This window comes from Leucobacter denitrificans (assembly GCF_014396385.1).
GTDB classification, from domain to species: Bacteria; Actinomycetota; Actinomycetes; order Actinomycetales; family Microbacteriaceae; genus Leucobacter; species Leucobacter denitrificans.
This window is the reverse complement of sequence record NZ_CP060716.1, coordinates 950,316-963,202: the sequence shown is the minus strand read 5'-3', so window position 1 is coordinate 963,202 and position 12,887 is coordinate 950,316. Positions and strand designations below refer to the sequence as shown.

13 protein-coding genes are annotated in these 12,887 nt (G+C 61.3%); 5 read left to right on the top strand and 8 right to left on the bottom strand.

Going from position 1 to position 12,887, the window contains the following annotated elements; genetic code table 11:
* Positions 1-1,227 carry an exodeoxyribonuclease VII large subunit gene (xseA, locus tag H9L06_RS04635; RefSeq protein ID WP_187556062.1) on the bottom strand — a complete coding sequence of 409 codons (1,227 nt, stop codon included), beginning with the start codon at positions 1,225-1,227 and terminating at the stop codon, positions 1-3.
* A gap of 122 nt (positions 1,228-1,349) precedes the next feature.
* On the opposite strand from xseA, the gene H9L06_RS04630 reads away from it, so the two are divergent.
* Positions 1,350-2,381 (top strand): 4-hydroxy-3-methylbut-2-enyl diphosphate reductase, encoded by a 1,032-nt coding sequence (locus H9L06_RS04630; protein WP_187556351.1) that lies wholly within the window; start codon positions 1,350-1,352, stop codon positions 2,379-2,381.
* Between the two features lie 11 nt (positions 2,382-2,392).
* On the opposite strand, the gene H9L06_RS04625 is transcribed toward H9L06_RS04630, so the two are convergent.
* The 4 genes from H9L06_RS04625 to fbaA are packed head-to-tail and all read right to left on the bottom strand — an operon-like array spanning position 2,393 to position 7,160.
* Positions 2,393-3,904: a pyridoxal phosphate-dependent decarboxylase family protein gene (locus H9L06_RS04625; RefSeq protein ID WP_246454498.1), complete on the bottom strand. Its 1,512-nt coding sequence runs from the start codon at positions 3,902-3,904 to the stop codon at positions 2,393-2,395.
* Positions 3,901-5,286, bottom strand: a complete 1,386-nt coding sequence (locus H9L06_RS04620; RefSeq protein WP_187556061.1) for an MFS transporter — start codon at positions 5,284-5,286, stop codon at positions 3,901-3,903. Before H9L06_RS04620 ends, H9L06_RS04625 begins: the two co-directional genes overlap by 4 nt.
* 27 nt (positions 5,287-5,313) lie before the next feature.
* Positions 5,314-6,132 (bottom strand): DUF6264 family protein, encoded by an 819-nt coding sequence (locus H9L06_RS04615; protein ID WP_187556060.1) that lies wholly within the window; start codon positions 6,130-6,132, stop codon positions 5,314-5,316.
* Positions 6,132-7,160, bottom strand: coding sequence for a class II fructose-bisphosphate aldolase (gene fbaA, locus H9L06_RS04610; protein ID WP_187556059.1), 1,029 nt, complete (start codon positions 7,158-7,160; stop codon positions 6,132-6,134). The genes H9L06_RS04615 and fbaA overlap by 1 nt, the downstream gene beginning before the upstream one ends.
* A 59-nt stretch (positions 7,161-7,219) precedes the next feature.
* Between fbaA and glpX the strand changes: the two genes are divergently transcribed.
* Entirely contained in the window at positions 7,220-8,203 is a 984-nt protein-coding gene (gene glpX / locus H9L06_RS04605) for a class II fructose-bisphosphatase (RefSeq protein WP_187556058.1), read from the top strand.
* Positions 8,204-8,229: 26 nt separating this feature from the next.
* Here the strand turns inward: glpX and H9L06_RS04600 are convergent, their stop codons facing one another.
* From H9L06_RS04600 to H9L06_RS04590, 3 genes are all read right to left on the bottom strand, one after another.
* Positions 8,230-9,420: a DNA recombination protein RmuC gene (locus tag H9L06_RS04600; protein WP_187556057.1), complete on the bottom strand. Its 1,191-nt coding sequence runs from the start codon at positions 9,418-9,420 to the stop codon at positions 8,230-8,232.
* 88 nt (positions 9,421-9,508) lie between these two features.
* Complete coding sequence (locus tag H9L06_RS04595) at positions 9,509-10,222, bottom strand: hypothetical protein (RefSeq protein WP_187556056.1); 714 nt, start codon at positions 10,220-10,222, stop codon at positions 9,509-9,511.
* Between the two features lie 111 nt (positions 10,223-10,333).
* Positions 10,334-10,918 carry an exonuclease domain-containing protein gene (locus tag H9L06_RS04590; protein ID WP_187556055.1) on the bottom strand — a complete coding sequence of 195 codons (585 nt, stop codon included), beginning with the start codon at positions 10,916-10,918 and terminating at the stop codon, positions 10,334-10,336.
* 106 nt (positions 10,919-11,024) lie between these two features.
* Here H9L06_RS04590 and H9L06_RS04585 point away from each other — a divergent pair, with 106 nt between their 5' ends.
* Genes H9L06_RS04585 through H9L06_RS04575 form a run of 3 tightly spaced genes read left to right on the top strand, consistent with a single transcriptional unit; the run spans position 11,025 to position 12,887 of the window.
* Complete coding sequence (locus H9L06_RS04585; RefSeq protein WP_187556349.1) at positions 11,025-11,450, top strand: DUF1761 domain-containing protein; 426 nt, start codon at positions 11,025-11,027, stop codon at positions 11,448-11,450.
* An 11-nt stretch (positions 11,451-11,461) separates the two neighbouring features.
* On the top strand, positions 11,462-12,535 hold the full coding sequence (ychF, locus tag H9L06_RS04580) for a redox-regulated ATPase YchF (protein ID WP_187556054.1): 1,074 nt from the start codon (positions 11,462-11,464) through the stop codon (positions 12,533-12,535).
* On the top strand, positions 12,528-12,887 hold the full coding sequence (locus H9L06_RS04575) for a zinc ribbon domain-containing protein YjdM (protein ID WP_187556053.1): 360 nt from the start codon (positions 12,528-12,530) through the stop codon (positions 12,885-12,887). Before ychF ends, H9L06_RS04575 begins: the two co-directional genes overlap by 8 nt.

Here is a 12,887-nt window from a genome sequence, read left to right as displayed (position 1 = left end):
TCAGAGCCTGCCCGTAGACGTCGCACCAAGCCTGCCACCTGCCACATTGACGGTGAGTGGGGTGCTGGCGGGCGCGTGATCAGGATCGCGCACAACCTCGCCCAAGTGGTCGTCGCCAGCGAACTGCACGATCGCGTACCCGCGCTCGAGAGTAGCCTTCGGTGAGAGCGCGGCGAGGCGTGCTCGGGACTCGGCGAGGGCGCTCGCGCGATCCACAATCGCACGATCTGCCAGCTCGGCGCCGCGCGCCACCCATCGCACGAGTTCTTCGGCGCGCTCGTCAATGATGCGGTCTGGCATAGCGAGCGCGGGCCGGGCACGGAGCTGCGAAATGCGATCGGCCTCGTGCGAGAGCAGCTGACTCAGTCTGCCCGTCATGCGACTGCGAGCCTGATCAATTCCGGCGAGCTCTTCGCCGACATCGGGCACCACGCGCTTCGCAGCGTCAGTGGGCGTGGAAGCACGAAGATCTGCGACCTCGTCGAGCAGGGGCCGATCTGCTTCGTGACCGATCGCAGAAACGATGGGCGCACGTGCCGCGGCGGCCGCGCGTACAACCTGCTCATCTGAGAACGGAAGGAGGTTCTGGAAGTCGCCGCCACCGCGAGCCACGATGATGACATCGACCTTTGTGTCCGCGTCGAGCGCCGCAATTCCCGCAGCAACCTCTTTGGCAGCACGGTCTCCCTGCACCGCGGCGTAGTGGATCTTGAATTTCACCCCGGGCCACCTGAGCGTCGCATTGCGAATGACGTCTTTCTCAGCGTCGGAATCTTTGCCAGTGACAAGCCCAATGAGGCCGGGCAAGAACGGCAACTGCTTCTTGCGTTCGAGCGCGAACAGCCCCTCAGCTTGCAGTTGACGCCGCAATCGTTCGAGTCGCTCAAGCAGTTCGCCGAGACCCACGTGCGAAAGCTCGAAGACCTGCACCGTCAGCGATCCACCCTTGACCCAAAAGTTTGGTTTCACGAGTGCGACCACGCGATCACCCTGCGCAAACTCGCTGGTGAGGCGCTGTGCGACCGACCGCCACACCGTGAAGCTCACGGTCGCGTCTTGCGTGAGATCGCGCAGTTTGCCGTACACGTGACCGCCGCGCACCTGCCACTGGGTGACCTCACCCTCGATCCACACCTGGCCCAAGCGCTCGATCCATGCCGCGATCTTTTCGCTCATGACGCCCACGGGCCACGGTGCGTCGCGAGTTGCCGGAGTCTCTGCTGCCATAATTCGAGCCTACCTGTGCGACCCGGTGACGCTCAGCAAGGCAGCCTACACTTGGGGGTATGAGTGATCAGGTGTCGACTGTGGATCAGCGGACTATCGGGGCACCCGTAGTGAGCCTTGCAATGCCGCGCATGCGGCGTCAGGTGGGGAGGCTCAAAGACCTTCCCGTGAGCGGCGAGAAACGTGTGTTGCTTGCTGCCCCCCGGGGGTATTGCGCTGGGGTGGATCGGGCGGTCGTCGCGGTTGAGAAGGCACTCGACCGATTCGGGGCTCCCGTGTACGTGCGCAAGCAGATCGTGCACAACGTGCACGTGGTGCAGACGCTCGAGAAGATGGGTGCCATCTTCGTTGAGGAGGTAGACGAGGTGCCCGAGGGCGCGAACGTCGTGTTCTCTGCACACGGTGTGTCTCCCGCGGTGGTGCAGGCGGCTGAGGATCGCCATCTGCACGCTATCGACGCGACGTGCCCGCTGGTGACCAAGGTGCATCGCGAGGCCGTGCGGTTTGCGAAGCAAGACATGGAGATTCTGCTCATCGGTCACACCGGCCACGAAGAGGTTGAGGGCACTGCTGGTGAGGCACCCGATCACATCACGATCGTGAATTCACCAGACGACGTCGACACTCTTGAGGTTGAGAACCCAGACAAGCTCATTTGGCTTTCACAGACCACGCTCTCTGTCGATGAAACGATGGAGACGGTGCGGCGCTTGCGCGAGCGGTTCCCGAACCTCCAAGACCCGCCGAGCGACGACATTTGCTACGCGACACAGAACCGCCAGGTTGCCATCAAGAAGATCGCCCCACAGGCAGATCTTGTAATCGTGGTCGGTTCGTCAAACTCGTCGAACTCGGTGCGCTTGAAGGAGGTCGCGCTTGAGTACGGCGCGAAGGCCGCGTACCGCGTCGATTACGCCTCAGAAGTGAAACAGGAATGGCTCGACGGTGTGAACACTGTCGGTGTCACGAGCGGTGCCTCGGTTCCCGAGGTGCTCGTGCAAGAGCTGCTCGACGACCTCGCCGACGCAGGGTATTCCGACGTGCGCGCGACCGTCACGGCCGAGGAGGACCTGGTGTTTTCGTTGCCGAAGGAGCTGCGTCAAGACGCATCGGGCAAGCGCGATGAGCGTGCGCTCGGTGGTCGGGTGCGCTAACGGCCCGCCACTTACGGTTCGCTCACCCTCGCGAGAAGCTCAGTGAGCAACGCCTCGGCGACCGGTGCCGGAAGCCGTTCGACGAGCGTCATGAGCGGCGCAAGGCGCCCGGGCAGCGAGTCTGCGCCAGGATTCACTCCGGCGACGCGCAGAATCAACCAAGCCACGCTCGGTGAGGGCATCCTGAAGCGGCCGCCAACGCTCCTCGGTGCGAAGCCGAGCGCAGTGAGTGCTGCGAGCTCGAGGCGCGCTTCCGCACGAGGCGTTCCGCGCACCGCATCTGCCGCTTGCTCAAGCGCTGCCAGGAATTCTGGAAGCGCCCGCTCGGTCACGGGCGTGATCGTGAGGTGCGCACTGTGAGGGAGGCGGGCCCCATCTGGCTGTGTGGATCCCGGTTGATGCTGTATTCGGAACCCATGGCGCACCATCTCGTCGGCGAGATGGTGCGGATCCACCCACTCATGCGCTGGCAGCGACTCGTCTGCGATGAGCGCAAGCGCCGGACCCGTCGGGTTACCCCAGATCGTAAGGCCCGGTATTGAGGCGACCGCCTGAGTGATCTGCGTCACCGACCGAGCGCACGATGACGTGAGCGACGCGTACCCTTCGTGCCCCAGTCGTTTGGTAATCGCCCATGCTGAGGCGAGCGGTGATGCGGATCGAGACCCAAGCAGCGTCGGATTGACGACCGGATACCCGGCCCAGCTCGTGGTCGCGAAGAACTGCGCCCGATGCCTGCGCCTCCCGCGGTGCAGCAGCACGGAGACACCCTTGGGGGCGTAGCCAAACTTGTGCAGGTCTGCCGAGATGCTCGTCACACCCCGAAGCCTAAAGTCCCACGGTTCGACACGCGGCCACCAGGGAAGTGCAAGTCCGCCAAAACACGCATCAACGTGACACGAAATGCCGAGTCGGCGTGCAGCCGCAGAGACCTCAGCGATCGGGTCAATGATCCCGCTCGGGTAGGTGGGCGCCGAAACGACTACGAGTGCGACGTCGTCGTCGAGCCGATCCACAATTCGCGAAGCAGGTGCGGTGCCGTCTGGCTCGCACGGCACCGGATCCCATTCAAGGTCAAAGAGCTTCGCGGCCTTTTGAAATGCCGCATGTACGAGCGTTGTGGTGACGAGCCGTGGGCGACGCCCCTCGCGCGCAAGTCGTCGGGCGAGTTCTGGGTGTTCCGCTCGCCACAGGTCGCGTGCCGTCTTCACCGCGAGCAAGCAGCTCTCGGTGCCGCCGCTCGTCACGCTTCCGACTACTGGGCTACGAAGCAGCCCAGATCCGGTGCCGTGCAGCGTGCGGCGCATGAAGCCGACAATGTCGCGCTCCATCGCCGCAATTGAGGGGAACGTGGTTGGGTCGAGCCCGTTCAACGGTCGCGCGAGCTCGCCGGCCTCTCGTGCGAGTTCATCAAGCTCTTCCATGCCCGGGTCGTACACGTACGAGAAGACACGACCGCCGTGAGTTGGCGCATCGCGACCTCGCAGCTCCCTTAGTTCGGCGAGTATTTCTTCAGGGGTCACAGTTGCCCTTCGCCAAGGCTGTAACGACGCAGCGTGACGAGACTCACGAGCATTAGCAAGGCTGGCACGAGACTAAACGACAGCGCGATACCCGAAATCGCGCTCGCAGGTTGGGTAACCGAAATGCCCGCGACCGATTCGAGATATCCAGTCGCCGCAAGCACAATTGCCAGAACAGTCGAACCGAGCGCCATGCCTGCGGTCTCACCTGCAGTCCACACTCCGCCGAATACGCCAGCGCGAGTTTCGCCTCCACCTGAGGTTGCAGCATCTTCACTCATCACGTCAGGCAGCATTGCCATCGGCATCGTTTGCATGCCCGCGTACGCCGCACCTGCAAGGGCAACCGGTGCGAGGATCCACATGCCCGGCCAAATAATCATTGCAGTGAGGGCGATCGTGGCGAGGAGGAACAGCACGCTCGCGATGCGAAAGGTGCGTTTCTTGCCGATGCGATCTGCGATCCACCGCCACACCGGTGCCACAAGCAACGCCGGAGCAATGAGCGCCACAAAGAGATAGGTGACCGCGCCCTGGCTGTGAAGAATCCACGTCGCCACATACTGGGCGCCCGCGAGCATGAGCCCCGTTGCGAGGCCCTGCAACATGAACGTAGCGAGCAGCGTACGAAACGGTCGACTCTCGCGCAGCACGCGTATGCCCGCGCGGTAGTGCGAAAGCAAGTTCGTCTCGTGGGTGCGCACGATGGGTGTGGATCGAGGCGCGACGCTCGTCGCGATTGCCAGGCCGATGGCGAGTAGAACCGCGGCAACGAGGGCCATCACGAGATACCCGAGGAGTGCATTCTCAGGGAAGAGATCGCGGATCTCTGGCCCGCCAGCACCAAACAGGAGGATTGCGAGTGTGAGAACAACGACGCGCCACGTGAGCAATCTCGTGCGCTCGTTATAGCCGTCGGTGAGCTCGGCAGGGAGCGCGATGTAGGGGATTTGGAACAGACTGAAGAACGTTGCCGCAGCGATAAACGCAACGAGGACCCAGATTGAAGCTCCCACGGAACCGAGACCCGCGGGAACCGCAAACATCGCGATAAACGCGAGCGGCAAACCAACCGTGCCGAGAAGCATCGGCCCGCGACGCGATCCAGATCGCGCGAGGGCACGGTCGCTCAGTCCGCCAATGACGGGGTCGATAACGACATCCCAAATCTTTGCGAGCGTGACGATTGCCCCAGCCGCGAGCGCAGTGACACCGAGCGAGTCGGTGAGGTAGTACACGAGCACCAAACCGGGGAGCGTTGCGAACCCTCCCGTAGCGAGTGACCCTGCGGCATAGCGCGAGACGATCGAGCGCGGAAGCCTGCCAGACGAAACAGGCGTGCCTGGGGTGCTCGGCGACGCTGAACTCAACGGTGAACTCATGAACTCAGCGTAGCTGAGCGGAGGTGACTACAGGCCAGTTCTACCCTGCAGGTTTTCGATGAGCTCCGTTGACTTTTCGGGATTGCCGAGGACATTCAGGAGATCGGGGGTCGTCATAATCGCGATGAACACTACGGCGATGACGAGCACAGTGACGATCGCCCCAGCCGCGAGTGGCACCCAGAACGTCAACTTGCCCGCGCGCAGTCGGCAGATCGAGTACACGAGCACGATGCCGTAGAACGCGAGCAGGGCGATGCCGATGATCTTTCCTGCCGGATCGATCCAGCTTGGAACAGTGAAGCTCTCGAAACCTGGTGCGGTGCCGATGATGCGGAATGTTGAACTCAGGCTAATCATCGCGAGTCCCGACTGCAGAGCGCCGATGAGGCCGACGACGAGCAACAGGATCGTGACAACCTTGTCTGCGCCGCGGGCCGGCTTGGTGGCAGCGGGTGCGGGGGCGGTTGACGGCGCTAATGAACTCGGGGCGGCCTGATTATGCAGCGGCGCCTGCGACGGGGCTTGCGTTAGTCCCTGTTGCGGCGCCTCAGCACGATACGGTGCACCTGCGTTTGCCTGTGACGGACCGTGTTGCTGCTTACTAGCGCTGCTTCGCGGCGGTAGCGCCGCACCTACGCCGAGGTTGTGTGGCACGCCCGGCATATTCGCTGAGCCTGCGTTGCTGGGCGGTGTGGTCGTGGGTGTCGATGTGCCGGCCGCCGCGGCTGTGTCGTCGGATGCGCCCGACTCCTCCGCGCCCTCGGGCTTCCATTCCCAACCCTCGGGCGCGTACTCTCCGTACTCCGGCTTCGGGCGGTTGTCGCCCTCGTTCTCAGTTGCCACTAGTTGCTCACAGACTTTCCGGCTGAACCAAGCTGTTCCGCGGCCAACGCGATACGAGCAGCCATGCTGTTCTCCGCCTGCTTGCCCCAGGCACGTGGGTCGTAGGTCTTCTTGTTGCCAACTTCGCCATCGATCTTGAGCACGCCGTCGTAGTTCTTGAGCATAAAGTCGACCACGGGGCGCGTGAACGCATACTGTGTGTCGGTGTCGATATTCATCTTGATCACGCCATTGCGAACCGCTTCTGCGATTTCCTCAGCCGACGACCCCGATCCACCATGGAACACAAGGTCGAGCGGCTTTTCGCCAGTGCCGTACTTAGCGGCGAGGCCCGATTGGATTTCTGCAAGGAGTTCTGGGCGAAGCTTCACACCGCCCGGCTTGTACACGCCGTGCACATTGCCGAAGGTGAGCGCGGTGAGGTAGCGGCCCTGCTCGCCGAGCCCGAGTGCCTCAACCGTTGCGACCGCATCTTCGAGGGTCGTGTAAAGCTGATCGTTGATCTCGTGGGTGATGCCGTCTTCTTCGCCACCAACGACGCCGATCTCAACCTCGAGGATGATGCCGGCCGCTGCCATGCGGGGGAGCAGTTCTTTTGCGATCTCAAGATTCTCTGTCAGCGGTACCGCCGACCCGTCCCACATATGCGACTGGAAGTAGGGCAGCCCACCCTCTTTAATGCGCTCTTCGCTCGCAGCGACGAGGGGGAGCACGAAGTTGTCGAGGTGCTGCTTAGGGCAGTGGTCGGTGTGCAGAGCGACGGTGACGCCGTACGCCTTCGCAACCTCTTCGGCGTACTTCGCGAATGCAATTGCGCCGCCCACGCGGTTCTGCACGGTGTGGCCAGCGAAGTAGTCTGCGCCACCGAAGCTCACCTGAAGAATGCCATCTGAGCCTGCCTCAGCGAATCCCTGAATAGCAGCGTTAATAGTCTGCGAACTCGAAACGTTCACCGCGGGGAATGCGAAGCCACCATTCTTGGCTGCGTCGAGCATTGCTGCGTACTGTTCCGGGGTTGCGACTGGCATATGGGCTCCTTGGCTCTTGTGTCTGCGGCCACCCCAGTCTACGCGGTAGTCTGTGTGTCATGACTGAACCTACTTCGCTCGGCGATTGGCAGCCCGACCGTAACCTCGCGATGGAGCTCGTGCGAGCCACTGAAGCGGCCGCGATGCGCGCTACTCCGTGGATCGGGCGTGGCGACAAGAACGCTGCAGATGGTGCTGCTGTCGATGCGATGCGCCGCTTCCTCTCGACCGTGAATATGAATGGCACGGTCGTGATCGGCGAGGGCGAGAAAGACGACGCTCCATGGTTGTACAACGGTGAAGTAGTGGGCAACGGCCTCGGAGCTGACTGCGATGTCGCGGTTGACCCCATTGACGGCACGCGACTCACGGCCGAGGGTCGCCCCGGCGCACTCTCGGTGATCGCTGTGGCGGATCGCGGAAGCATGTACGACCCGTCAGCTGTCTTCTACATGGACAAGCTGGTGTGCGGGCCCGATGGCGTTGGCATTGTCGATATTCGCAAGCCAATCGGAGCGAACATTCGTGACCTCGCGAAGGCAAAGGGTGTTGATGTTTCAGACATTCGCGTTGCAGTGCTCGATCGCCCTCGTCACGAGGGTTTGATTCAGGAGATTCGTGAGGCTGGGGCTGGAACGCGTCTGCTTATGGACGGCGACGTGGCTGGTGGCGTGAACGCTGCGCGTTGGGATTCGCGGATTGACCTGTGTGTCGGTATCGGCGGTACCCCCGAGGGCATCATCACCGCGTGCGCGGTGAAGGCGCTTGGTGGAGTCATTCAGGGTCGTCTCTGGCCAAAGGATGATGAGGAGCGCCAGCGAGCTATCGACGCGGGGCATGATCTCGACCGCGTGCTCGAAGCTAACGACCTTGTCGCGAGTGACAACTGCTACTTTGTTGCGACCGGCATCACTGACTCCGAATTCGTTGACGGTGTGCAGCGTCGCGGTCCATTCGTTCGCGCGGAGAGCATTGTGATGCGCTCACACTCTGGCACAATTCGCCACGTCACGAGTGACATGGATCCGAACCGCTGGGACTAACACAGCCAGAACTGACGCCGAGACGCTCAGCTCTCGTTCGCTGAGCTTGAGCTTTGTGCCTCTACACGCTCGAGCGATGCGAACTCTGGGGCAACCAGCGGTCTCACCGCATCTTCGAGCTGTGATGGTTCACTGAGTGCGTCGCCGTTCAACGCGCCGATTTTGCGTGTTGTAGGCAGTACTTGGCGTTCAAGCGAGCCGACGTAAGCGTTGTAATCTTGCACGCTGCGTGACAGTGTTCGACCGAGCTTGTCGAGGTGCCCAGCTGTCGTGCCGAGTCGCTTGTTCAGTTCGCGGCCTAGCTCGAAGAGGGTGCGGGCCTCGTTCGAGAGCGATTCTTGGCGCCAGCTGTAGGCGACAGATTTGAGAATCGACCAGAGACTGACAGGTGAGGCGAGAGCCACCCGGCGTTCGAATGCGAATTCAAGGAGCACGGGATCTGCATCGAGCGCTGCAGACAGCAGGGACTCGCTCGGCACGAACGCAATGACAAACTCTGGGGAGTCACCGAGCGCTGCGGCGTAGTCGCGACCGCTCAGGGTGACGATGTGGTCGCGCATGGCCTTTGCGTGTTGCGCGAGGAGCGCGGACGTCTGCTCTTCGTCACCTCGAACCGATTGTGACGTGAGGTACGAATCGAACGGCACCTTCGCATCAATCGCAATCGATTTGCCGCCGGGCAGCTTCACGACGAGGTCGGGCCGTACCGCCCCATTCAGTGTCTGAATATGCTGTTGTACTTCGAAATCGACATGCTCAAGCATGCCAGCCGCCTCGATGATGCGCTTCAGTTGCGTTTCGCCCCACAGGCCACGAGTGTTGTTTGAACGGAGCGCAGACGCGAGGCTTTCGGCGGTGCCGCGAAGTTTCTCTTCGGCCCGGGCCGCCTCTCGCAACTGCTCAGTCAACTCACCGTGCTGGCGCGCCCGCTGCTGCTCGATATCGACCACGGTGCGCTCAAGTTTGCCGAGGCTCGACTGCAGCGGCGCGAGCTGTTGCAGCACTCGCTGCTCTTCACGATCGAGCTCTATGCGCCGTTCAGCGTTTGCTTGAGCTTCTCGAAGCCGCTCCTCGAGCCCCTCGGACCGGGCCGAAGAAACGGCTAGTTCTTGCTGCACTCGCTGGCCCCGGAGCGCCATAATCAGCGCACCAATTCCCGCGCCAAGCACGAGCGCGACCACGAGCAAAAGCGTGAACACCACTGGAGAAATCGTCATGCACCCATGGTGTCATTGACCACCGACAAACCCTGACTATTCGACGATCTGATCCACACTTTCGATTCCGTTGCCACCGAGACGCACCTCATCGAAGACGCCGCTGCGGGCATCGGTGACGAGACGCTCGTGTGCGGTAGTTTCGGCGTCTGGTCCAGACCTCGATTCCCGAAGCTTCACCCTGAGCGATGAGATCCCGCAGCTGCTGAGATGCAAGATTGAGGCTGTTGCTCACCTGTACTGCGACGGAGTTGTCAGTCACCGCAACCGAGTGGCGCCAGCCACTGAACAGTGTGTTGACGAACGGGAGATGCTTATCAAGTTTCGTATCGGGTGAGAGTCGCGCGGTCAGCGTGTTCTCGGTGGGTGACAGTAGTGTGCCGTTCTCGCTCACGTAGCCAGTGAACTCCAACGATGAGTCAGAAATTCGGGTGTGGATCGCGCGCAGCGCAACGATCAGCATTTCTTCTTCGGCTGCGCCTGCACGCAGCCCGAAATGACCATCGAGTTCTGCGGGAGCCTCGCTGAGGCGCCCGTCTGGTCCGTAGATTCCTTCGACGTAGAACTCGCCAACATACCCCTGTTCCAGCAGGTCGTTCATGGCCGAACACATCTGAGCGAAGCGTACGAGAGCACTTTCGTCGATGCATGAATCTTCAGCGATCACGGAGTCCACCCGACCGTTCTCGCCGTATCCCTCGGTAGTTGAGAGTGATATCTGAGTGATCTTGGTTGCGTGAGCGCAACTCACGGCCGCAATTTCTGCGGCCTGCTCTAATGTGAGGTCGGGCGAAACAACCATTTCGGCGTCCCTGAAAGAGTGACTGCGGTGATGACGAGCATCGCCGTTGCAGCAGCCCGTATCCTCGCCTTTGCAGTCATATCTGGCATCTTATGACGGGCTACGTGGAAGTCACAGCTTCAGCGGAATCGCCTTGAGCTGCTGGACTGTGAGCCCGACCTTCTTCGCGAGGGCTTTCACATCGGCGACCTCGTGACGCTTCGCCGCATCAATGATGATCGCCGCGCACGCCTCGGCGTCGGCGAGAGCATCGTGATGGGCAAACTCTCCGAATCCCGCGGCCTCAGCCGCGAGCGGAAGACGGTGCGACGGAATCTCGTAGGTCTTTCGCGAGACGAGCACGCTGCAGAGGTATTTCAGTCGAGGTGTAGGCGTGATTGTCTCAGCGCAGGCCGCCCGAATCACGCCCATATCGAACGCCGCATTGTGCGCAACCGCGACATCAGTACCGATGAAATCCCGAAGCCGCTCGAGTTGCCCCTCCCATGGAGCCGATTCTGCAACCATTTCTGCCGTGATGTTGTGAATCTTCACATTGAAAGGCAAGAACTCGGCGTGGCCCTCAGGGGGTCGGATCAGCCAGTAATCCTGATCCACCACAACACCGTCACGCACACGAACGAGCCCAACGGAACACGCAGAGGATGGGTGGCTATTCGCGGTCTCGAAGTCGATAGCGGTGAAATCTATGGGCACGCGTATAGCCTGACACACCCCGCCGACAAGCAACCGTGTGCGATGCGCTTGCAAGCGTCTAAACTCGCTAGTACACCGCTCGGTGAGTGAGTCAAAGGAGACTGCCATGATTCCCGTCATTAATTACTGGGCCGTAATCATCGCCGCGATATCCACGATGGTCGTTGGCTCAGTCTGGTACACCCCGAAGGTGTTTGGTAATGCCTGGATGCGGCTAGCGAAAGTCGACCCCAACTCAGGCAAGAGTGCGGTTGGACCCATTGTGGTCACCGTGATCGTGAGCCTCATTTCTGCGTGGGTACTCGCGGGCGCAACGTGGATCTCAAATGAGTTCTACGGTGGATCATTCTTGCTCGCGGCGCTGCTTACCGCGGTGATTTTGTGGGCTGGGTTCACCGCTGCTCGGTTCATTACGCACGATGCGTTTGAGGGCAGACCAGCCGGCCTCACCATCATGAATATTGCGCACGAGTTCGTGACGTTCGTCGTGATGGCGGTGATCATCGGCGTTTGGCCTCCCGCGGTCGCGTAGACTGGACCCTCGTGGCTCTAACTATTGGAATCGTCGGACTCCCGAACGTCGGCAAGTCGACCCTCTTCAACGCACTTACCCAGAATGACGCGCTCGCCGCGAACTACCCGTTCGCAACAATCGAGCCAAACATTGGTGTCGTGAACCTTCCTGACCCCCGACTCGACAAGCTAGCCGAGATTTTCGGGAGTGAGCGGATCCTGCCTGCGCCCGTGAGTTTTGTCGACATCGCTGGCATCGTGAAAGGTGCAAGCGAGGGTGAGGGGCTTGGCAATAAGTTTCTTGCGAACATTCGCGAGGCCGACGCAATTGCACAGGTCGTGCGTGGCTTCTCTGACCCCGATGTCATTCACGTTGATGGGGATGTGAACCCGTCGAGTGACATGGAGACGATCAACACTGAGCTGATCCTCGCCGACATGGAGACGCTCGACAAGGCACTCGTGCGCTACGAGAAAGAGCTCAAGAACAAGAAGATCGATCCCTCGGTAGTCGCAGCGGCGAAGGCTGCGCGAGAGGCGCTCGACGAAGGTAAGTTGCTTTCGCTCGCGGGTGTGGATCTGGAGCCGATTCGCGAACTCGGTCTGCTCACCGCGAAGCCGTTCCTCTATGTCTTCAACGTTGACGAGGGCGTGCTCGGCGACAAGTCGAAACTCGACGAGCTTGCTGCGCTAGTCGCTCCTGCGAAGGCAATCTTCCTCGACGCGAAGCTCGAGAGCGAACTCATCGAGCTCGATGATGAGGACGCCATGGAGCTCCTCGCTTCTATTGGCCAGGAGGAGAGCGGTCTCGATCAGCTCGCGCGCATTGGCTTCGACACGCTTGGGTTGCAGACCTACCTCACGGCGGGTCCGAAAGAGGCGCGCGCTTGGACGATCAAGAAGGGGTCGACAGCGCCGCAGGCGGCTGGCGCTATCCACACCGACTTCGAGAAGGGCTTCATTAAGGGCGAGATCATCTCGTTTGCTGACCTCGTCGAGACTGGGTCTGTTGCTGAGGCTCGTGCGAAGGGCAAGGCCCGCATGGAGGGCAAGGACTACATCATGCAGGACGGCGATGTCTGCGAGTGGCGGTTCAATGTCTGATTCGTTGCCGCCGTGCCCCGAGTGTGCCGGGCCTTACGCGTACGAGCAAGGCGCGCTGCTCGTTTGCCCCATGTGCGGACACGAGTGGTCGGCAGATCAAGCTGAGGCGCGTGAGCCTGAAGAGCCTGTGATCAAGGATGCCGTGGGTAACGTGCTCTCTGATGGCGACACCGTTACGCTCGTGAAAACTGTGAAGGTCTCCGGCGGTGGCGGCGGCACCATCAAAGTCGGCACCAAGGTGACCGGTATTCGTCTCAACCCCGGAGGCGCTGGCGGTCACGACATCGATGCCCGCGTGCCTGGTTTTGGCAACATGCAGCTCAAGTCGAGCGTGGTCAAGCGCGCGAACTGA

What these genes read in the sequence shown, in the direction of transcription:
- xseA (WP_187556062.1), bottom strand. Translation starts at nt 1,227, where the DNA reads ATGGCAGCAGAGACTCCGGCAACTCGCGACGCACCGTGGCCCGTGGGC.
- H9L06_RS04630 (WP_187556351.1), top strand. Translation starts at nt 1,350, where the DNA reads ATGCCGCGCATGCGGCGTCAGGTGGGGAGGCTCAAAGACCTTCCCGTG.
- H9L06_RS04620 (WP_187556061.1), bottom strand. Translation starts at nt 5,286, where the DNA reads ATGAGTTCACCGTTGAGTTCAGCGTCGCCGAGCACCCCAGGCACGCCT.
- fbaA (WP_187556059.1), bottom strand. Translation starts at nt 7,160, where the DNA reads ATGCCAGTCGCAACCCCGGAACAGTACGCAGCAATGCTCGACGCAGCC.
- glpX (WP_187556058.1), top strand. Translation starts at nt 7,220, where the DNA reads ATGACTGAACCTACTTCGCTCGGCGATTGGCAGCCCGACCGTAACCTC.
- H9L06_RS04600 (WP_187556057.1), bottom strand. Translation starts at nt 9,420, where the DNA reads ATGACGATTTCTCCAGTGGTGTTCACGCTTTTGCTCGTGGTCGCGCTC.
- H9L06_RS04595 (WP_187556056.1), bottom strand. Translation starts at nt 10,222, where the DNA reads ATGGTTGTTTCGCCCGACCTCACATTAGAGCAGGCCGCAGAAATTGCG.
- H9L06_RS04585 (WP_187556349.1), top strand. Translation starts at nt 11,025, where the DNA reads ATGATTCCCGTCATTAATTACTGGGCCGTAATCATCGCCGCGATATCC.
- H9L06_RS04575 (WP_187556053.1), top strand. Translation starts at nt 12,528, where the DNA reads ATGTCTGATTCGTTGCCGCCGTGCCCCGAGTGTGCCGGGCCTTACGCG.